The following is a 22,541-nucleotide window of genomic DNA, read 5'->3' as shown; positions in this document are numbered from 1 at the left end:
AAAAAAAAAAAAAATCAATTACAATATTGTATCATAAATAAATACAGGGCCTAATCCTTTTCCAAAATCTGCCCCTTGGCCAACAAGACCTCCCTTAATTTAACATAGTCCACTTCCTGTACCACCGCATTTTCATCGATTGCCAGCACTGCCGCAGCGGCGGCCGATTGCCCCAAGATCATGAACACGGGCTCCATACGAATAGAACCAAAGGCAATATGACTGGAAGATAAACAAACAGGGACCAATAGGTTCCTGCACTCTTCCTTCTTTGGCACTAAAGTTCCATAGGATATAGAATAGGGCCCATTGGTGCTTACTCCTATATCCCCTTCGTTCTGCACAAAACCATCGGGCTTAATATATCGCTGAACATTATGGGAATCCATTGTATATGAACCCATACCTATTGGTTTAGGGGTTGGCCTTTTTTTCAAAAGCTCATTTTCGGTCATCACGAACTCCCCAATCATCCTCCGGGCCTCCCTTACATAGATTTGGTGTGGCCAGTTTCCATTGTCAGTAAATTCATCCTTGGCCAGGCCCCATTTTTGCATTTCGGACTGTATATCCTCTGGAACCCTAGGATCGTTGGCTACGAACCACAGTAGTCCCTTTTGATAATTCTCATGTTCCTTTATAATCTCTTTTCTTCTTTCATAGGTGGCCTCCGGATAGTCGTAATTCATACCAATATTATCACTGCTCAAAGGACCGTGGTTGTTGGTGTCGGTTTTGTGGTTTGGTATGGCATCAAACTTCTCGAACCAATCCTTCCTTCCGGTTTCCAAGGACCTTGCCAATAATTCGTAGTTCATGGGGTCATAATCCTCAGGTTTAGGAAAGGGAATTCTATTATCTGGATAATTGCTCATACACAACCTAAAGCAATAGGCTTGGATCTTATTGTCGCCGCTGTGCCTTTCCCCAGGATCTTCTCCCGACACCCTTGGCAAAAGACCACTGGAGGGGTCTCCAGGCACTACATAAGGGGAAATATCCGATTGAAACCAATGTTTATGATGCAAAATCCCGGTCTGCACCCCATTCCATTCTTCGCCGTATACTTCCTTGCCCTCTCTACCCACATGATAGCTTACGCCCGCCGAAGCCATAAGGTCTCCTTCATAAGTGGCGTCCAAAAACATCTTGCCAGAATACGTTTTTCCCGATAAAGTGGTAATCGAAACAATATTACCATCCTTCATCTCTACCCCATTTTCCCTATCCAACCATTCATCGCGGTCTACACGGATCTGCTCTTCCTTAATCAAATCCTCGAACACTTTTTCCGCCACATGGGGCTCAAAGATCCACATGGTCCTATTTTCACCATCCATGGCAGGAGTACCCTGTCCTTTGTTGCCATACTCCTCTTTTTTTTGCCAGATCCAGGCTTCTTCCGTGTTGTAATGTTGCCAAACCCTATGGTAAAATTCCCTGGCCAGCCCGCCAATAACACGTTTGTCCCCGGTATCTGTATAACCTAAGCCACCTGAAGACAATCCCCCCAAATGAATGTCGGGCGACACCACAATCACGGATTTTCCGGAACGTTTTGCTTCCACCGCCGCCGAAATAGCAGCAGAAGTTCCGCCATAAATAATGATATCTGCAGTAGCTATCGAGTTACTTTTTTCTTCGGCCTGTTTGCAGCCTGTAAGCCCCATCATTCCAGCTATAACAAGGACAAAGATTAATTTAATAGTCTTTCTTTTTTGCTTCATTTTGTTTGGTGGTTCAAATTGATCTCTATAAAAATTGTGATTTACTTTAGCCTTTGACTATCTTTTAGAAGTTGCTCCCTTAAATTAGGGTAAGGTACATCCTGAACATCAGTATTGGCATCTATGGCAAGTGATGCTGCAGTGGCCGCGGATTGTCCCAGCACCATAAATACAGGCTCCATACGGATAGATCCAAAGGCAATGTGCGTTGAACTTACACAGACCGGGACAATAAGATTGTTGCATTCCTCCTTTTTGGGCACCAAGGACCTGTAGCTTATGGGATAGGGCTTAAAGCCATGGGCTTCTACATTGCCCTCATTTTGAACAAATCCATTGGCATCCACATATCGCTGTACATTATGGGAATCCATACCATAGGCCGCCAACCCAATGGCATCCTCCGCTACTACTAATGCCTCACAATTTTTTTGGGTCATAACATAATCGCTGATCATCCTCCTGGCCTCGCGGATATAAAGCTGCTGTTGCCAGCCATCCTCTCTTTCAAATTCATCCTTGGTAGTGCCCCATCTGGATGCTTCTTCACGTACTTCCTCAGGAATTCTTGGATGATTGGCCAAGGACCACATAAGCCCCATCTGGTAGTTCCTATGGTCCTCAATAATCTTTTCCCTTTCCGCATAGGAAGCCTCGGGATAGTCATAGTTCCTGCCTATATAATCAGTAGAAAAACCGAACTTGTTGTTCGTATCCGTTTTTCTATTGGGCATACTGGAATTGATCCAGGGCAACAGTGTATTGCTATAGCTGTACATATCCCTTATTGGCCCCTTTCTTGCCTCATAATTACGGAACAACAGTTCATAGTTGATCTCATCATAATTTGAAGGCTTCTGGAAGGGAATACGGTTTTCCGGGTGATCCGTAAGGCACATCCTAAAACAATAGGCTTGGATCTTTTTATCTCCTTCCCCCTCCAAACCAGGTTTTTCATTGACATTGGGCAATAGGCCACTTGTGGGATCTCCTTTTATCACATACGGATCTACCCCTGGGATAAAATTATGGTTGAAAGCATTTTTGGAAACAAATCCGGTCAAGGCCAAATTTATGCTATTGGCCTGTACCCGTTCAAGGTTTCCCCAAATTCCGCGTTACTTTCCCTGCCCACGGCATAGGAAACACCGGCCGAGGCCATTAAATCGCCCTCATAAGTGGCGTCCAGGTAAACCTTTCCCTTGTAGGTCTTGCCACTTTCCATGGTAATAGACTCTATTTTGCCATCTACTTTTTTGACCCCAGATTCCCTGTTCAACCTTTCGTTGTAGACCATCTTTATTTTTTCCTTGTCCATCATGGACTTATAGACCGCAAGGGCAGCGGAGGGCTCAAAGGTCCACATGGTTGGCTCTCCCTCTTCCGTACGGGTTTGGCCCCCGTCCTTATAATCCGATTTTTTCTCCCATTTCCAATTCTTCGGATCGTCATAATATTTTTTGATATTCTCATAGAATTCCCTAGAAATACCACCAATGGCCTGTTTGTTGCCAATATCGGTCTGGCCGAGGCCTCCTGTGGTAAGTCCCCCTATTCGATTGGTCGGCTCTATGAGCACAACGGACTTGCCCATTCTGCTACTCTGCAGGGCAGCTGCGACCCCAGCGGAGGTTCCACCGTAAATTACAATATCAAACTTCTTGGTCTGACCGTTAGTCACTAGGGTCACCAACCCCAAAAACAAACAACAGATCAACTTTAAAGAATAATTTATTATACCCACTTGAGTTACTTTTCCAAATATTCCCACTTTTTGAATTTTATATGTTCTACTTCTATAACTTTTATTGCCATAATGGACAACCTAAAAAATTAGGGATTTGTCCTTGGGCTCCAAGGGCAAAAAATTAACATCCAAATAACCACCACTGGCATTGTCATCGGTTACTATTTGTGGTTTTCCCTTAATCGATTCTATTGAAAAACGATGAATATGACCCGCAAATACACCCAATAGATTTGGGGCAGAAAACACCGCCTTATGAAAATCGAAGGTAGTTTTCGTATGTCCCGCTTCCGGCCACTTTAATCGGCCTTCCAGCTCATGATTCCGATCGGAAGAAGCCCCCCAATCCGGGTTTCCACATCCAAAACCAATAGATTTCCCTGGAGCGTACATAGGTATGTGTACCAATAGCACCAAGGGAACGTTGCTTGCAACCTGCTTTTTAAAAAAGGCCAATTGATCATCATTTATTTGATAGGTGGAATTGTCGATGGCCAAAAACCGAATTCCTTTTAAATCGTATGATGCCATTAAAGGGTGATTGCCCTGATATAAAGGAAGCAATCTTTCCTTGATCCATTTGTTTCTCAAATTTTCGAGTGTCCCTTCCATACCTTCATAATGCCAATCGTGATTGCCGGCAACATAAATATAGGGGATATTCACTTCTTTTAATTTGGCCATTACCCACTCGATAGCGGCTTCCGACGGAAAACTAAAAATATCACCGATAAGGGTAATTAAGTCGGCCTGGGACTCCTTGGCAAAATTTAGAGCGGCTTCAAATGCCAATTCGGGATTGGTCAATTCATCTGTTTTAAAGTGTCTGGTCTGATTATAGGCCTTGGCCATACGTCCACTATACGTCTTGTAAGGAACTCCGCGCTCATCGTCCCTAAAGAGATGGGTGTCGGCTATATGTACAATCTTTATAGGCTCCTTAACGACTTCTGAAAAAAATTGAAGCTTGTTTTCCTCTAAAGTAACACAAAACTGGATGTCTTTTTCGAAGGGTTGTGTAGATTTATCATTGGTTGAATACTTGGTTAGTCCCAACCCTATGGATGCCGAAGCGGCATTTTTAAAAAATAATCGACGTTTCATCTATTCGCAATTGTTGTTTTCACCAAACAGGATAAGCAATAACAATTGGCCCAACCTGTATTTTATGGTTAAAATAACACAAATAACTGTACCCCCGAATTTAAGAAGATTATAAAACTAAATTCCCAGCGAGCTGCTTTAGGATAATTTCCGACAATTTTGCTTGAAATTTGGCATTGCTATGGCGCACCTTTGCATTGATATAATTTAATTGGGCCGTCCTAAATTCAATGGTAGGGATGATTCCGATTCTATATTTTTCAACAGTAATCTCCATATTTTCCTGTGCAATTGCCTCATTTTTACCTTCCAATTCAATTAGACTTATATTGGTCAGATAGGTTTGATAGGTTGTATTTACCAGGGACATTAATTCCTGTGTTCTTTGGGCAATGGCCACTTCCGTATTTTCAATTTGAATCTTCGCTATTTTCTCATTTCGATTTTGGTTAAATCCGTCAAAAACATTTAGGCTTGCACCAAAACCATAATTCCATCCCCTTGAATTGGAATTGGTTGTAAAACCCAAACTGGATTCGGTGCGACCAAAATTATAGCCTGTACTTGCAAAAATTGTAGGGTAGCGCAATGCCCTGGTTTGCTTCAATTCCAGTTCACTTATCCTTTTGTTGATCTGTTCCACTTGAAGCGTCGGATTTTCTTTCGCCACTAAGGTTTCAAGTTCTGGCAATTGCAGTGCTTGATCTACAAAAATTTCGGGCACTACCTCAAAATCGATCTTCAGATCTCGCGCTAGATATTCGTTCAACTGAACCTTGGTATTAACATATAATTCCTTTTGACGCTGCATCAAGGTTTCATCCGTATTTAAATCTACCTGGGCGTTCAGCACTTCCAATTTTGAGGCCTTTCCTATGGTAAAGCGGTTATAGGCCAGATCAACCCTTTGTTCCGAAATAATAATGGTACTGTCCAAAGCCGTGAGTTGCTGTTTCTGTTGTACAAGATCAAAATAGGTAATCATAACCTCTCCTACCTTGTTAAGGATAACCTGTTTTAATTGGGCTTCCCCCAATTTCTGGGTTTCTTTTAGCTGCTCATAATCGGCAAACATTCTTAAACCATCAAACAAGGTCCAATCCATGGCAATTCCGTAGTTGAGACTATTATTTTTGGCATTGTCCCTTTCCACAACACTTCCATCCGACCTTGTCTGGCTTAAATATTGTACGCTATTATTATCGATTAAATTGAGTCCAACCTGAGGAAGCATCCCTGCATTGCCCACACTTACCGAAACCTCATCTATTTGTAGCTCATTGGCCGCGATCTTTATCTGATAGTTGTTCTCCAAGGCTATTTGGACGGCTTCCTCTACGGTAAGAATTTCCTGCCCATTAATTAGGTTGGTTAAACCAAAGAAAACAAATAGTATGGTAGCGTAATTATAGTTATTCATTTTAATAGGATTCGAGGGCTTTAAACTCAGGATGTTGTTTTTTCTCCCTGGACCATAAGAAATACAATGCCGGGATAACAAATAAAGTCAGCACCAATGAGAACATGGTCCCACCAATAATTACTACCCCCATACCAATACGGCTGGTCGACGCCGCTCCTAGGGACAAGGCTATGGGCAAGGCTCCCAAGGCAATAGTTAGACTGGTCATGAGAATAGGTCTTAATCTGGACTCCGACGCTTTTAAAATGGCCTCCATTTTAGACATCCCTTCCTCCCTAAGTTGATTGGCGAATTCCACAATCAATATACCATTCTTGGTAACCAGTCCAATCAACATAATAGTGCCTATTTGACTAAAAATATTCCAAGTCTGTCCAAAGAGCCAAAGGGAAAACATAGCCCCTGCCACGGCCATGGGTACCGTTAAAATTATAATTATCGGGTCTATAAAACTTTCAAATTGTGCTGCCAATATCAGAAAAATTAGAAGCAGGGCAAGGCCAAAAGCAAACAAGGTATTGGAACTACTTTCCACAAAATCTCGGGATTCCCCGCCTAAATCCGTGGTAAAGCTTTCATCAAGTACTTTTTCCTTTATTTCTTCCATGGCGGCTATCCCATCGCTAAGGCTCTTCCCGGGGGCCAAATTTGCGAAAACAGTTGCCGAGGTATACCTATTGTTGTGAAATAGTTGGGGCGGACTACTATGTTCCGATGTGGAAACGAGATTGTCCAATTGAATTAAGAGACCATCTTTGTTCTTTACGAATATGGAAGTAAGATCCAAAGGTGCGTCCCGATCCTTTTTATCAAACTGGCCAATAACCTGATATTGTTTACCGTTCATTAAAAAATACCCAAACCGTTGCCCACTGAGGGATAATTGCAAGGTTTGCGCAACATCCAACACGGAAACCCCCAAACTTTCCGCTTTTTCCCTATTGATGGTTACATAGAGTTCGGGTTTATCAAATTTCAGGTTTACATCGGTAAAGGAAAAGGTTTCATTTTTTTCGGCTTCCTGCATAAATTCTGGAATTTTTTCTTCCAGCTTTTTAAAATTCTGTGCCTGTATAATATATTGAACAGGTGCTCCTCCACGGCGATTTACAGCAATTGTTGGTCTCTCCGACACATTGGATTTTCCGCCAACATAAGATTTTGCCCATCTTCCAAGATCCTCTGCAATTTCCTTTTGTGATCGCTCCCTTTCATTTGGTTCTACAAGCGCAATATTTGCACGACCACTATTCACAGAGGAAGTTGTTCCAAAACCGGGGGAAGTCAGTACTAAACTTACCTTTTTTTCCGGGATAGAATCATTGACCAGGTTTGTTATATCATCCATTAACCGATCCATATATTCATAGGAAGAACCTTCCGGCGCTGTAACGCTCAAGCGAATAAAACTGCGATCGTCATAAGGTGCCGTTTCCTTTTGAAGCAAACCATAGAAAAGTGCAATAAGCCCTATACATGCCAACAATATTGGAAAACTCATCCATTTTCTTTTCATAAAAGCACCTAATGCACTGGCATAGGATTCATTCATTTTCACAAAATAGCGCTCCGTGAAATTATAGAATTTGGAATGGCTCTGCTTTCCTGGCTTAATAAGATATGCATTTAGCATGGGGGTCAAGGTAAGGGAGACGAAAGCGGACACCAACACCGCCGAACCCAGCACAACTCCAAATTCCCTAAACAATCTCCCTACAAAACCCTCTAGGAATATAACAGGGAGAAAAACCGCCGCAAGGGTAATGGATATTGATATTACCGCAAAGAAAATTTCGTTGGAACCTTTTATTGCAGCCTCGATCGGACTCATCCCGGCCTCCACCTTCCTATATATATTTTCGGTTACCACAATTCCGTCATCCACAACAAGTCCCGTTGCCAGAACAATGGCCAAAAGGGTAAGGACATTGATAGAAAACCCGAACAACCACATAATGAAGAATGTGGCTATCAATGATACCGGAATATCTATTAACGGACGCATTGCCATTGACCAGTTTCTAAAAAATAGATATATGACCAAAATCACCAGGATAATCGATATCAACAGGGTTTCCGCTACTTCGGTAACCGCCTTTCTTACAAAAACGGTATCATCTATTACAATGTTTAATTTAAACCCTTCAGGCAGATCTTTTTTAAGCTTTTCATATTCCAGATAGAATTTATCGGCAATTTCAAGATAATTGGTTCCTGGTTGGGGTATAACGGCTATGGCGACCATAGGCTGACCGGAATCGCTCATCTTGGTTTCCATGTTTTCCCCTTCCAAAGAAGCCTTGCCAATATCGCTTAGGCGTACCAATTTTTCGCCATCGGCCCTGATTATTATATTATTGAAGCCTTCCTCAGAATCAAGATTACCAATGGTCTTGACCGTTATTTCGGTATTATCACCTGTTAACTTCCCCGATGGTAACTCCACATTCTGCGCCAACAGTGCACTTCGTACTTCCGCCACAGTTAAACCGTAGGAAGCCAATTTAAAAGGATCAATCCATAGCCGCATGGCATACCTACGTTGTCCCCATATTTGTACACTACTTACTCCGGGTATGGTCTCAATTCTTTGGGATATCACATTTTCGGCATAATCCGAAAGCTCCAGTATATTTTTACTATCGCTCTGAATGGTCATCGAAAGTATCCTATCCGCATCGGCATCGGATTTTGAGACTACAGGAGGAGCATCCAGATCATCGGGCAGACTTCTTACCGCCTGTGACACCTTATCGCGGACATCGTTGGCTGCGTCCTCCAAATTTTTATCGAGATTAAACTCTATACTAATGGAACTAGATCCCTGAATACTGGAAGAAGTTATGTTCCTAATACCATCGATGGAATTTATGGCCTTCTCCAAGGGTTCCGTAATCTGGGATTCAATAATATCGGCATTGGCCCCCGAATAATTTGTACGAACCGATACTTGGGCGGGATCTATGGAAGGAAATTCACGAACTCCCAAATAAGTAAAACCAATAATCCCGAATAAAATTATGACCAAATTCATTACAATGGTAAGTACCGGCCGCTTAATGCTTAATGTTGATAAACTCATTGTTCCGCAGTAAGAGTTTCAGTTTCCTTTAATAATACCTTTACCGGAGCACCGTCCTTTAAGGCCATAACCCCATAGGTAAGCACAGTATCCCCAACCTTTAATCCTGAAATGACCCTCACAGAACTTCCTGTACGAGCACCAATTTCCACATCTATTTCCTTGGCCTTGCCATTCTCGACGATAAAGATTTTTTTACCATTCTGAACGGGAATCAAAGATTCACTGGGTACCAATAAGGCATCGTTGACAGTTTCCAAGGGTAATATTACATTGGCAAAAGCGCCAGGGAAAAGCTTGCCCCCTGGGTTTTCGGCCGTTGCCCTCATTTTTAAAGTTCTAGTAGCAACCTCCACTTCTGGTTCAATTGCATATATTTTTGCACTATATACCTCCTTGGCATCGGCCGTTGTGAAAGTGAAGGAAGTACCAACCTTAATCTGGGTGGCATATTTCTCTGGAATGGAAAAAGTAATCTTTAGCTGATCTGTATTCACTAATTTTGCTACGGCCGTTGCCGGACTAACATAGGTCCCTTTTGAAATAGAACGAAGCCCTATAATTCCAGAAAATGGGGCTCGGACAGTTGCTTTTGATAATTGTGCAGCTATCAATTCCGATTCTGCACTGGCCGACTGAAAATCGGCACTTGCAATGTCATACTCCTCCTGACTGATGGCTTGCTTTTCCAATAGAAGTTTTGCCCGCCTTTCGTTTTCGGCAGCCAGCTTCTGGGCGGTCCGTACTTTGGACAATTGCGCTTGCAATTCAATATCGTTCACCCGGAACAATACCTGGCCTTGGGAAACCTTACTACCCTCCGCAAAATTTATACTTTCAACAACACCCGACACCTCACTTCTTATCTCTATTTGCTCATTGGCCTCCAGGGTACCTGAAAGGGAAATATTATCATTAAATTCCTGTGAACGAAGAATCATGCCAGAAACAATTGGGACTGTACTGGTGTTGGCAGAACTTCCTGATTTACCCGCTTCACTATTTTGCAAAATACGATAGGTTACCAATCCTCCCAATCCAATTAGCAATAAAGTATATACGATGTATTTTATTTTCATAATTTTCTGGAGATAGCAACCAATAGTAAAAACGTTAACAAGACTCTAACAAATCTAATTCTTATGACTTATTTTTAAGAATAGTTAAACTTTATTTAACAGTGATTAACATAAAACCAAAAATTTACACCAGATGTTTGGGATAAAAACAAAAAAACACAAGGTTTCTTAAAGATTTCTAGTCAGATTTATCTCCAATTTTGAATATAAGAAGCGATAGAGAATATTGGAGGGGAATAATTTAATTTCTCCTGCCAAGAATTACTCCTGCACAAATCTTGATTATTCCCAGGCTTGCGGTAAAGTCTAACTTAGATTTTTGTCGTTACCAAATAGATTTTATGGGGCTTATTGTAAATCCATCCAATTCCAATTCCATATCAGCTGGATTAGAAATCAACAAGGTCCGGTAAAATTCGTTTGGAAAGATCTGGGCGGTCATTACATATTGCCCACCATTTATAAATATCTCCACCGAGGACCAATCCATCAAGATCCGTACTTCATATTCCGCATTGGGCAAATTGGGGATAGGCATGGTCTGCACTTTTTTAGCGAAATCCTCATCAAAAGAAGTTTTCCCCGAACGTGACCTATCAAGAATAAATTGTTGGGCCACACCGTCCAAAATCAAATTCAAATGCTCTCCCGAACTATTTTGAAAATCCAGACTGAATGCCCGTGAACTAGTCGTGAATTTCACTTCGGACTTATTAAAATGATCAAAAGTCAACGACTTATCCAATTTCGGACCTATTGCGATGTCCTCTGAAGAATCTGGACCCCGAATTTCATCAACACTATCCAAGGGGTAATTAACCAATTCAAACTTATCATTTATCTGGTGTAGGGAAAGTTTTCTGGGCAGCGTCATTGCACTACGCCATTTTTCGGTGGGTGTTTCCTGGGCATAGGCCCAGTTACTCATCCAACCAATAAAAATCCGATCATTATTGGGAACATTGTTATAGGTTACCCCTGCATAGTTATCGGTACCCCAATCTATCCATTTATGCTCCTTTTGATCGCTTGTAAAGGTTGTGCCATCAAAATCACCTACAAAATATTGGGTTCCGCTGCCTCCGTTCGGGGCACCTGGGTTAATACTGATCAAGAGCACCCACTTTTCCAAATCGCTACCTTCCACCTTTAATGGAAATAAATCCGGACATTCCCAAACTCCGCCATGGGCCCCTTGATCCTTTCCAAACTCGCTCACCTTGACCCATTCCTTTAAATCAGGGGATTGCCATATTTGGAGATGATCCCCTGCCACCAATAACATTGTCCAATTGCCAGTTTTATTATTCCAAAAGACTTTGGGATCCCTAAAATCCCTTATTCCTTCATTTTTTATGACGGGATTGCCTTCATATTTAACCCAAGTATCCCCATTATCCAGACTATAGGCAATTCCCTGGGTCTGAAAATTATCTTTTCCTGCTTTTTCACCTACCGGATCATGATAGGTAAATATGGCCACTAATGGTGGGTTATCCTTGGTTCCAAATCCCGAGGAATTATTAGTATCTACAACAGCACTTCCCGAAAAAATGTAACCGTGTTCATCAGGAAATAAGGATATAGGCTTATTTTGCCAATGCACCATATCCTTACTTATTGCGTGACCCCAATGCATGGGTCCCCAAACAATATCCTCTGGATAATATTGATAAAAAAGATGGTACACCCCTTGGTGATAGACCAAACCATTAGGGTCGTTCATCCATTTTTCAGGTGGCGTAAAATGAAATTGGGGTCGGTGGGTTTCCTGATAAAGTCCCAACTCGGCATCCACACTTTGAACCGGACCTACTTTTTTCTCTTCCTTGCACGACAAAAGTGCCAATCCCAAAACAATCCACAACAACTTCATATCTTATTTTTTTAAAGCTACATTTTTATTAAAAATAGCGAATAAATGCCCATACCAAAAATATCACTGAACGATTTTGCTTCCAGGGCCCAATAATCAACATCATGCCCTTTGGATTATCCAATTCCAAAAAGGGGAAGGTGATATTTCTGACTGGTGATTAAAGTAGCAATGTGCCCCAATTATTCCACAACAATATAAATCGCAGGGGGAATCCAGGGAATAAAGTAGCTTGATAATTATGGCATGTTTAGTCCCCTTCTCCAGTAATAAATGGGCACTACGACTCGAAGAAAGAATAATGCAAAAACTGATCTATGTCATATGAATTGAAGTAAATACTTGATAACTTATGTGTTAAAATACTGTGTCATGGAACCAAAAAAGAATCCTAGGGCAGATTTAAACAGAAAAAGTGGACTTTTCTTTGTAATTGGCCTAGTTATAGTACTATTTGTAGTATGGAGGGCTTTGGAGTTAAAAACGTATCCCAAGGCAAATACTGCCATAGAGCAGTTGACGGTAACAGATTACTTGGAAGAAAAAGTACCGGTTACCGAGGCATTGAATGTTCCACCACCGCCCCCTCCTCCAGCAGCACCCGAAGTTATAGAAATTGTTGAGGATGTGGCCGAAATAGAGGAAACGGTGATTCAAAGTACAGAAATAAATCAGGAAACAATAGTGGAGGAGGCTATATTACAAGTTGAAGATATAGCAGTGGTGGAGGAAGAAGAGGAAGATATTGAAGTGCCTTTTGCTGTAATCGAAAATGTTCCTGTTTTTCCAGGATGTAAAGAAACCTCCAACGAGGCCCAGAAAGCTTGCTTTCAGAAAAAAATCCAGGAACACATCATAAAACAATTTACCTATCCCGATGTTGCAGTGGAATTGGGCATTGAAGGCAAGGTATATGTACAATTTATTATCGATAATACCGGTTTTATAACCAACATTAGAACAAGGGGACCGGACAAAATGTTGGAAAAGGAAGCCCACCGGATTATTGCCGCATTACCGCAAATGACGCCAGGAAAGCAAAGGGGAAGGGCCGTTAAGGTTCCCTATACCATCCCTATAACTTTTAGGCTGCAATAACAAAACAGACCCATTCATAATTGTACATCCTATTCCCTATAAGTTGTAGACCTAGGATTTAGCTTTATTATAACTGATAAGTTGTTGAGGCCCGTCCAGCAAAATTCTAACAATCTGCAGGGTGCCATCGTCCTTTGTAGCTATTTCCCATTTTATGAGGGCAATGGTCCCCTTCTGGATCTCCAACCCGGTAATACTCCGAGGATGCACACAGCTACCATCATTAAAAAATGGAATATCCCCGGGAGCAGGAAAGCGGGGTCTGTGGGTATGGCCTGCTATCGTCAGCATCTCATTGTTGGCCAAAATCCATTTTTTTATACGCCTTTCAATTTTTATCAGCTCCTTGTAATTCTTTGCTGGACTCGTAGGATCGGCAATACCCCATACCTGCAACGGCTTCCATAATACACGCACCAAGAATCTGCCCCAGCGCCAAAAGGTATAGTTCCACCAGTCTGCCTGGTGTCCATGGGTCAAAAACAACTCTTGCCCGCTGTTCTTATGCTTTAAAATTATGGCCTCGTGATAGGTGATGTCTTCAAACAATTCTTTATTGCAATCATCAATGGGCTCAAAATAGGATGATAAATTTTTTTTTACATACAAAGGATCTTTATAAACCATATCATGATTCCCCCAAATCATATGGAGTCTTTTTTCTAGATGAAATTGCTTTAAAAGTTTATATACGTTCTTATGTGCAGTAAAAATGGAGTCAAAGTTTAGATTCTCCCAAAGTTCATCACCGTCCCCCAATTCGCAATACGTATAACCCTCGTTGAAGTAGTGCCTTAGGGCATGAAAATAAATATTGCGATTATTGGCAAATTCGTCGGCAAAACTACTATCGCCCCTATGGCAGTCACTAAAAAGAATAATTTTTGAGCTGTCGTCAAAAGGCAGAATCTTGGCATTTTTATAAGCCCTGGACAATCTGGCAGATGAGGTCATTGGTTTTGGGTTAAAAGTTAAGACTTTTTAGTTGAAGACAATGAGGTTTATATATATGTTCAAAAAAAATGGCCTTGTAAAATGGCCAAACAACAGATATTCGTTAAATAACCTAAAAACAAGGTTGTTTCAATATTGACACTATAGAGAAAGAAAGCAATTTCTTTTGTAATTTTACGGTTCAAACTTGGACTAAGGTGAGTAATGAAGGGATTATCTGAAAAAATATCACCACTGGAACATCATATAAGCTTTAATAAATTATTAAAGCAGTATGATGAAATGGTAGAAAGCGAAGATTCGTTTTTGGCCACCAAGGCACGATATATTTTAAATGCCCAAGCTCCATTTCCAGAATTGCGTGATGGCTTCAAAGACATCACCCTATTGGAAAAGCATAAGGACGTAATTCAAATTATTTTGCAAGATTTGTTTTCGTCCGTACTTACCACCAACGAAATAAAAACGGCTTCTTCACCATACACGGACATCATATTTAATTCCAGTAAGCGCTTTGAAAAAATATTGGCAGCTGCCGGACCAGATTATCTTCCGCAAATAAGGAACCAAGAAGGAGAGGTGAACTATATTATGGCCTGTGTGGTCATCCTTAACTTTTATTACGGATTTAATTTAGATTTCAAAAGGCCCTTTTTTTACGATATTCCCGATGCCAATGGGGTTATGAGGCATTACCGGATTTTGTACAATGCCGATTTTATGGAAATCATTCCCAATGGGACCCCATTAACAATTACCCAAGAAGACGTAAACAAGTTATTGGAAAATATAGACAATGTGGATCTTTGGAAACAGAAGATACCGCCCAATAGTTTTATCAGTAAAGGTTTTGTAATCTCGAATATGTTCGATGTTACCGCGGAACATTCTATTTCGGAAATTAAATCCAACCTGATCATTAACGATAAAACTGGAGGTAATTTCATCACAGGGGTGGAAGAAACCTTTAAATCTTTATTTGGGTTGCCAAATTTACGTATTGGATTCTCGGTGTACAATTCCAAAGAAGAGCAATTTGAGAGGGTTTCCGTAAACGGAATAGATAGTTTCATCTTGCAAAAAAAACAAGTTGAAACTTGTAATGAGGCCCTTTGCAAGTCCTCATACAGTAAGTTAATTGATCAAAACCACTGCTTTGTAATAAGCGATGTTGACAAGTACTACAAGCTTTCAAATGGTATGGCGCCATATAAGTGTTTGCACGAACAAAAAATTAAAAGTGCCCTTTTGTCTCCCATTGCTAAAGATGGGCAGTTGCTGGGAGTATTGGAACTGGTCTCCGATAAGGCCAATGACCTTAACAGCGTAAATGCCACGAAATTGGACGATGTAATTCCCTATATCGTTTCTGCAGTATTACGTTCAATACAGGAGGAGGAAAATTTGATCGATGCGGTTATCCAGAACGAATGTACTTCTGTGCATCCTTCCGTGTACTGGAAATTTAAGGAGGAGGCAAAGCGTTTTATATTGGACGATATGGAAGGTTTACAACCCTCTTTCCGCGAAATTGTTTTTGATGAAGTATATCCATTGTACGGGCAGGTAGATATCCAAAATTCCTCCCAGGAAAGAAATATGGCAATTCAAAGGGATCTTATGATCCAGTTGTCCGAAATTAGGCAAATAATGACCGAGGTTTGGCAGAAGTATGGTTTGCCAATTTACGAAGAACTTATATTCAGGGTGGACAACCACCTTGATGAGATCAAAGAGGTCTTACATACCAATAGCGAACAGGCTATTTTCGATTTTGTGCAAGAAGAAATAAACCCGGTGTTTGCCCATATCAAAAAATCCGATACCCAAATTCAAAATCTATTACTTTCCTATGAAGCCAAAATAGATAAGGGAACCGGTTCCTACTATGATCACAGAAAAAATTATGATCAAAGTGTAATGCTGATCAACAAAAAGTTGGCATCGGTAATAGACAACAAACAGGAAGAGGCACAGGAAATGTATCCCCACTATTTTGAGCGCTACAAGACCGATGGTGTGGAACATAATATGTACATAGGGGATTCCATAACCGGAGCAAGGGCGTTCGACCTACTTTATCTCAACAACCTTAGGTTGTGGCAGTTACAGGTTATCTGTGAGATGGAAAACAAGCATTATGACCTTAAATCCAAGTTACAGGTACAATTAAATGTGGCATCGCTTATACTTGTCTACAACGGCTCTTTATCCATTCGATTTAGGATGGATGAAAAACGTTTTGACGTAGACGGTACCTACAATGCCAGATATGAGATCATAAAAAAACGAATTGACAAGTCGTACATTAAAGGCACCAATGAAAGATTGACCCAGGCAGGCAAAATTGCCATTGTCTATTCACAAAAAAAGGATGAACTGGAATACTTACGATATATTAGGTTCCTTAAGTCCAAAGGTTATTTCAGCGGCAAGGTAGAAATTGTTGAATTGGAAGGGCTACAAGGGGTTTCCGGCCTAAAGGCAATTAGGGCTTCCATTCTATACAAATCCACTAAAGAAAAGGACAAGACCTATACCTACGAAGACTTAATGCTGGAATTGAACAAATAACATTGTTTCCATTGGTCATATACCACGATCCGGACCAAAATACTTAAAGGCCACGACAAAGGCAATAACGGAGACAATCATTCCTATAATAAAAATAGTATAAGTCCATCTCAGTATTTTATACTTCCTGTTCAATACCAATCCTAGATAATAGAGATCCTTGGTCAATGAGGAATATATATAATCCTTGTCCTGTACCAATTCGTTTATGGCCCATTGGTAATCCTCCAATTTCATTTTGTGAAAATTACCAAAAAACAACAAATTTACTTTGCGTTGCCTTACATCCTCCTTGGTAAACTCGCCCTGGGTAACATTTGGCCTTGTCGCAAGAACAGCAAGTACCATGGACACCACACTAAAAACAACAAATAATAAGGTGGGATAGATCAAGTAATTGTTGGACGGATTGTCCAGTTTGGTCATAAGGTTGGACAACACCAAAGATATAATAATGGCATTTACGGAGAGCAGGATATTAGCTTTGGTGTCCGCTATATCACTGAGCATTAAATGATTCTTTAAAGTTACCCTAAACAAGGTCTGTATACCCCGATCGGGACTTTCACTTTTATATTTAGCCTTTAATTTCTCCTTTTTTACTAAATTTTCCTCCGCTTTTTTCCCCTTAATCAGCCTTCTTATATTTTTATTCTTTTCTTCCTGCCAATTTTGAAGGGCATAATCGGTATAAAAACGCTGTTCCGTTTGGAACATCTTGAGATTAGCGTCTCGCCATTCCTTTTGTGTATAAGTTGCCAACCCTAAAATATCCAACTCTTCCCTAAGCAACTCGGCGGTTTCCATATAGCTCTTTTTTCCAAAATGGGAACAATCGGCATCCCTAATAATCTCCTCCAGGAGATTTTGGGGCTCATAGAACCTTTTGGTTGCCATTATAAGGCTACAAATACTTTCTATCTTCTTTTTATCATAATTCTGTGCTGCCAAAAACTCCCGGGCTATACCACAACTGGTTTCCTCATGGTTCTCCGAACCTTTGGTATATCCAGTATCATGTAACCAAGCCGCCAATAATAGCATTTCAGTTTCCTCCTCACCCAAATTATAAAAGTTCAATAATTCTTTAGTACTTTTAACAACCCGCTGCGTATGGCTTAAGTTGTGGTACAAATAACTGGAATCTAGTTTATTAGATAATAAATCAACAACAAAGTTTTTAGTTTTTTCGAGGATTTCCGACATAATAGTTAATTATGACCCACAAATTACAAAATTTTGATTTCTAAACAGATGTACATGAGGAAACATTACCTACTTATAATAATACTTTTTCTATTGGTAGGCTGTGCCACATATAAAACGAAATATGCGGATGGTGCCATTGGAAGGGATATATCCAGCGACAGTGAATTGTTGCATACCTTTTATTTGATAGGGGATGCAGGAAAATCACCTATGAACGATCAAAGTGAAGCGCTTAAAGCTTTTCAAAGGGCCTTGGAAAAAGCCAACAAAAATAGTACTGCCCTCTTTTTGGGAGATAATATCTATCCTGCCGGAATGCCAGACAAAAAGGATTCCACCCAAGCCTATCTGGAAGCTAAAAACAACATAGATGCACAACTAAAGACCCTGGCCCAATTTAAGGGCAATCCCATATTTATTCCAGGAAACCATGATTGGTACAATGAGGGGCTGGAAGGGCTGGAAAGACAACAAAAATATATTCAGAAGAAATTGAAAAGCAAAGAGGTCTTTTTTCCCGAAGATGGGTGCCCTATAGAGAAAATAGACATCAATGATGAAATAGTGCTTATCGCCATTGATACGGAATGGTACCTGACCAATTGGGACAAACACCCTAAGATGAACGATAAATGCGAAATAAAGGACCGAGTAACATTTTTTGAGGAACTGGAAAGCCTTATCAAAAAAAACCGTGACAAGACCACCATATTGGCCCTACACCATCCTATGTTCAGTTACGGCCCACACGGCGGACAGTATTCGGCAAAACTCCATTTAAACCCTGCAGGCGGCAAATTTCCCTTTCCTGTATTAGGCTCTTTTGTAAACCTTATTAGGAAAACCAGTGGCGCCTCCTACGCGGATCTCCAGAATAAAAGATATACGGAATTAAGGAATCGTCTAGTAACCATATCGCAGTATTCGCAAAAAGTTATATTGACTTCGGGACATGAACATACCCTTCAATATATTGTGGAGGATAATACCCCCCAGATCGTTAGTGGTTCCGGGGCCAAGGAAGGAGCTACCAGATTATTGAACGGTTCCAAATTCTCCACGGGAAGAATGGGCTTTGCAGAATTAAAGGTATTCAATGATGGTTCCTCCCAGGTAAGATATTTTGGGGTCGGGAAAAATAATGATCCCGACCTTCTATTTTCTACACAGGTACTACCCCCGGATAGAAAGGAGAATTACGAGTTCAGCGACAAAGATTTTCCAAAAGAGGTAAAGGCTAATGTTTACTCCAAGGAAGACATTGAAAAAAGTAAATTCTTCAAAACTGTATGGGGCGATAGGTATAGGAAATACTACGGCATGGAAGTAAATGCCCCTACCCTTAGGTTGGACACTTTATATGGAGGTTTAAAACCGGTCCGTAAAGGCGGGGGAAACCAATCCAAATCCCTGAGATTATCCGACAAGAATGGGAAGGAATACGTAATGAGGGCCGTTAAAAAGAGTGCAGAGGTCTATCTACAGGCCATGGCGTTTAAGGATAAATACGTCATAGGGGAGTTTAAGGGCACCTATACCGAAAAACTCTTAATGGATTTTTATACAGGTGCATTGCCTTACGGCCTTCTTACAGTAGGAACCCTTTCCGATGCGCTGGATCTCTACCATACCAACCCTAAATTATACTATATCCCAAAACAAGCGGCCTTAGCGGAATTTAATAGCGAATTTGGGGATGAGCTTTACATATTGGAAGAACAGGTGGGCGACGGCCATGGCGAATTGGGCAGTTTTGGATATGCCAATAAAATTGAAAGTACCTGGGACATGATCGATAAAATTAAACGGGACGAAAAATATGTGGTAAACACGGATAGATATCTAAGGACCCGCTTGTTTGATATGGTGATGGGGGATTGGGATAGGCATGACGATCAATGGCGCTGGGGCGAAGTCAAGGATAAGGAATCAGGAAAGATTGTTTTTGAGGCCATCCCAAGGGATCGGGACCAAGTGTATTCCATTTGGGGAGATGGGGCCTTAATGGGGGTTGCAACAAGAATAATTCCCGCCCTTCAAATGATGGAAGGATTTAATAATGACATTAGAAATGTGGAGGCCTTTAACAAGAGTGCCTATGGACTGGATGTAACCTTGTTGGCCGAAACTACAAAATCCGATTGGGATAAAGAGGTGTTTTATATACAGCAAAACCTAAGCCAGACGGTAATCGACGAAGCCTTTAAATCCTTTCCCCAAGAAATTATGGACGAAAATATCCTTGAATTAAAGAATATACTTATATCCAGGATCAAGAACCTTCCCAAAATTGCCGATGAGTATTTTTTGGCACTTAATAAATATGTAGTCATAAAAGGTACCGATAAGGACGATTGGTTCGAAATCAACAATTTGTCCGAACAAGAAGTGGAAATCAAAGCTTTTAGAAACATAGACGGAAAAAAGCAAAAGCTATTTTTTCAAAAGAAATTCAACCGCAACATCACACAGGAAATTTGGATCTATGGTTTGGACGATGATGATATTTTTGAAGTTGCTGGGACTAAGGGCAACAAGATCAAAATTAGACTTATTGGCGGGCAAAACAACGATGTTTATGATGTATCGGAAAGCACAAATACCTGGATTTATGACCATAGATCCAAAAAAAATACATTCAAGAAAATCAAGGGAGCAAAACTAAGACTTACCAACGATTACGAAACCAACACTTACCAACCACTTAAACTTAGGAATAACACACGGCAGATAATACCGACCATCGGATTCAATCCCGATGATGGAATGAAGCTTGGCTTTAATGCCACAAGTACCTTTTATGGACTGCGACAAAACCCTTACACAACCCAACACAATTACAATGCCGCCTATTATTTTGCCACCAACGGTTTTGAATTGGGCTACAAAGGAGAGTTTGCCCATATTTTCGAAAACTGGAATTTGGAACTGGCCGCCCGTTTTACCAGTCCCAACTTTAGCATTAACTTTTTTGGAATCGGGAATGAGACCGAAAATTTTGATGATACTTTGGAGATGGATTACAATAGGGTGAAAATTCAAAACTTAAATTTTTCTCCCTCTTTGATTTGGCGTGGACAGCTAGGGGCTAAATTCAGAACGGGCATTTCCTTGGAAAGTCTGGAAGTGGAAGAAACCGAAGATAGGTTTGTGAACACCTTTTACCTGGCCAACGGAGAGGAGAATAGAAACAGTTTTATTGGGGTGGACGCGGAATACAGCTATGAAAATTTGGACAATGCCGCCTTCCCCACTATGGGGATGGCTACTGGATTATTGGTTGGCTATAAGGCCAGTCTGGAAAACCAAGGACAGGCTTATGCCTTTATAGTTCCAAGTCTTTCCTTTGATCATAAATTAGTGTCCAGTGGCAGATTGGTCCTTGCCTCTAAATGGAAAGCCCATTTTAATTTAGGGGACGAATATGAATTTTACCAAGCAGCCAGCATTGGTGGGATAGATGGTTTAAGGGGTTTTAGAAATCAACGATTTTCCGGCAAGACCAGTTATTACCAGAACACAGACCTTAGATACAGTCTTAAAAGCCTAAAAACCGGATTATTGCCAGTTACGGTGGGGGTATATGGTGGTTTTGATTACGGAAGGGTCTGGACTCCCAACGAAAATTCCGATTTATGGCACACCTCCTACGGAGGAGGATTTTTTCTTAACGGAGCAGATGTGATGACCGCAAGGGTAGCCTTGTTCAACAGTGTTGACGGCCCAAGATTTTCATTTGGTGTTGGTTTCGGATTCTAGGATAAATTACAAGGCTTTGGGTGCGGAGCTAGTTGCCCACCACAAATGAATATAGATTTCTTCCCGTTTTTCCGGACTCCTCGTCCGAAAGCAACAAGGTATTGTTATTGGTAAAGGAAACCGATTCCAATTGCGTATATACCCCCAGGTCTATCGTTTTTAGCGTCCCACTAGAAAGGAAATTGTCCATTGTAAAGTTCGTAAACACCCATAAAGTACCATTTCCCAATAGAACTATGGTCTTACCATCAGGAGAAATATCGGCAGAGGTTACTTGCCCTTTTATCTTGCCTTTAGGAGGAACAAACGATCCTATATACTGGGCCTTGTGCTTGCCCTCTACGGCAGGCACCTTGTACAATAGGGCTTCCCTGTTAAAAGGTTGTGTCCTATTCTTTGTTACGATGTAGAAGTTGCTGTTGTAATAAAAAAATGACTCGGCATCAAAGAGCAATTTATTCTTTTTTGGAGGAAAATCTTTCTGTTCAGGATAATTAAACTCAATCTTTATCGCCTCAATATCATCTCCAGATTCAGCATTTGGATTTGGGATTTTATAGATGGCCAAATTCTTCCTGTCGTTGTTGTTATTGCCAAAATCCCCAATGAATACATTCCCTTTTTCATCACTTGCCATATCTTCCCAATCGTGGTTTTTGGCATTCTTTACTTTTAATTCCTTTAGGAGGTCCCCACTATAATTCACCTGATAAATTTTATCGGGATTTCCTCTATCCATAACGAACCAAACCGTTGAATCCTTGGCCGGGACCATTCCGGAATTCTCAGTTAATTTATGGGGAAGTTTGGTAACATAGGTCAGTTGGCCGTAATTACTGGCACAGCTAATGATGGTTCCCCAGAGCAACAGTAACAAGTATTTTTTCATCCAATTCAAAATTTAATTAT

At 40.9% G+C, this 22,541-nt stretch carries 14 protein-coding genes; 3 read left to right on the top strand and 11 right to left on the bottom strand.

The window, feature by feature from the left end; translation table 11 throughout:
- Positions 1-50 precede the first annotated feature (50 nt).
- The 8 genes from MWU82_RS08345 to MWU82_RS08310 form a co-directional block, all read right to left on the bottom strand.
- Entirely contained in the window at positions 51-1,727 is a 1,677-nt protein-coding gene (locus tag MWU82_RS08345; protein WP_215949439.1) for an FAD-dependent oxidoreductase, read from the bottom strand.
- Positions 1,728-1,768: 41 nt separating this feature from the next.
- Entirely contained in the window at positions 1,769-2,791 is a 1,023-nt protein-coding gene (locus MWU82_RS08340) for an FAD-dependent oxidoreductase (protein WP_247096080.1), read from the bottom strand.
- An 8-nt stretch (positions 2,792-2,799) separates the two neighbouring features.
- Positions 2,800-3,498 carry an FAD-dependent oxidoreductase gene (locus MWU82_RS08335; RefSeq protein ID WP_247096077.1) on the bottom strand — a complete coding sequence of 233 codons (699 nt, stop codon included), beginning with the start codon at positions 3,496-3,498 and terminating at the stop codon, positions 2,800-2,802.
- 54 nt (positions 3,499-3,552) lie between these two features.
- Complete coding sequence (locus MWU82_RS08330; RefSeq protein ID WP_247096075.1) at positions 3,553-4,578, bottom strand: metallophosphoesterase; 1,026 nt, start codon at positions 4,576-4,578, stop codon at positions 3,553-3,555.
- Between the two features lie 109 nt (positions 4,579-4,687).
- On the bottom strand, positions 4,688-5,998 hold the full coding sequence (locus tag MWU82_RS08325; protein ID WP_247096073.1) for a TolC family protein: 1,311 nt from the start codon (positions 5,996-5,998) through the stop codon (positions 4,688-4,690).
- Position 5,999: 1 nt separating this feature from the next.
- Positions 6,000-9,083: an efflux RND transporter permease subunit gene (locus MWU82_RS08320; protein WP_247096071.1), complete on the bottom strand. Its 3,084-nt coding sequence runs from the start codon at positions 9,081-9,083 to the stop codon at positions 6,000-6,002.
- Complete coding sequence (locus MWU82_RS08315) at positions 9,080-10,162, bottom strand: efflux RND transporter periplasmic adaptor subunit (protein ID WP_247096069.1); 1,083 nt, start codon at positions 10,160-10,162, stop codon at positions 9,080-9,082. The genes MWU82_RS08320 and MWU82_RS08315 overlap by 4 nt, the downstream gene beginning before the upstream one ends.
- Positions 10,163-10,487: 325 nt before the next feature.
- Positions 10,488-12,038 carry a glycoside hydrolase family 32 protein gene (locus tag MWU82_RS08310; RefSeq protein WP_215949444.1) on the bottom strand — a complete coding sequence of 517 codons (1,551 nt, stop codon included), beginning with the start codon at positions 12,036-12,038 and terminating at the stop codon, positions 10,488-10,490.
- A 372-nt stretch (positions 12,039-12,410) separates the two neighbouring features.
- Between MWU82_RS08310 and MWU82_RS08305 the strand changes: the two genes are divergently transcribed.
- A complete protein-coding gene (locus tag MWU82_RS08305) occupies positions 12,411-13,136 on the top strand; it encodes an energy transducer TonB (protein WP_215949445.1) in 726 nt (241 codons plus the stop codon).
- A gap of 51 nt (positions 13,137-13,187) precedes the next feature.
- Here the strand turns inward: MWU82_RS08305 and MWU82_RS08300 are convergent, their stop codons facing one another.
- Positions 13,188-14,090, bottom strand: coding sequence for a metallophosphoesterase (locus MWU82_RS08300; RefSeq protein ID WP_215949446.1), 903 nt, complete (start codon positions 14,088-14,090; stop codon positions 13,188-13,190).
- Positions 14,091-14,294: 204 nt separating this feature from the next.
- Between MWU82_RS08300 and MWU82_RS08295 the strand changes: the two genes are divergently transcribed.
- Positions 14,295-16,664 carry a ubiquitin-like protein Pup gene (locus tag MWU82_RS08295; RefSeq protein ID WP_247096067.1) on the top strand — a complete coding sequence of 790 codons (2,370 nt, stop codon included), beginning with the start codon at positions 14,295-14,297 and terminating at the stop codon, positions 16,662-16,664.
- 15 nt (positions 16,665-16,679) lie between these two features.
- On the opposite strand, the gene MWU82_RS08290 is transcribed toward MWU82_RS08295, so the two are convergent.
- Positions 16,680-17,870, bottom strand: coding sequence for a Pycsar system effector family protein (locus MWU82_RS08290; RefSeq protein ID WP_215949448.1), 1,191 nt, complete (start codon positions 17,868-17,870; stop codon positions 16,680-16,682).
- A gap of 54 nt (positions 17,871-17,924) precedes the next feature.
- Here MWU82_RS08290 and MWU82_RS08285 point away from each other — a divergent pair, with 54 nt between their 5' ends.
- Positions 17,925-21,632, top strand: coding sequence for a metallophosphoesterase (locus MWU82_RS08285; RefSeq protein WP_348646979.1), 3,708 nt, complete (start codon positions 17,925-17,927; stop codon positions 21,630-21,632).
- 28 nt (positions 21,633-21,660) lie between these two features.
- Here the strand turns inward: MWU82_RS08285 and MWU82_RS08280 are convergent, their stop codons facing one another.
- On the bottom strand, positions 21,661-22,521 hold the full coding sequence (locus tag MWU82_RS08280) for a hypothetical protein (RefSeq protein ID WP_247096065.1): 861 nt from the start codon (positions 22,519-22,521) through the stop codon (positions 21,661-21,663).
- Positions 22,522-22,541 lie beyond the last annotated feature (20 nt).

This window comes from Arenibacter sp. S6351L, assembly GCF_023016025.1.
In the GTDB taxonomy this organism is placed as follows: domain Bacteria; phylum Bacteroidota; class Bacteroidia; order Flavobacteriales; family Flavobacteriaceae; genus Arenibacter; species Arenibacter algicola_B.
This window is presented reverse-complemented; position numbering and strand designations above follow the sequence as displayed.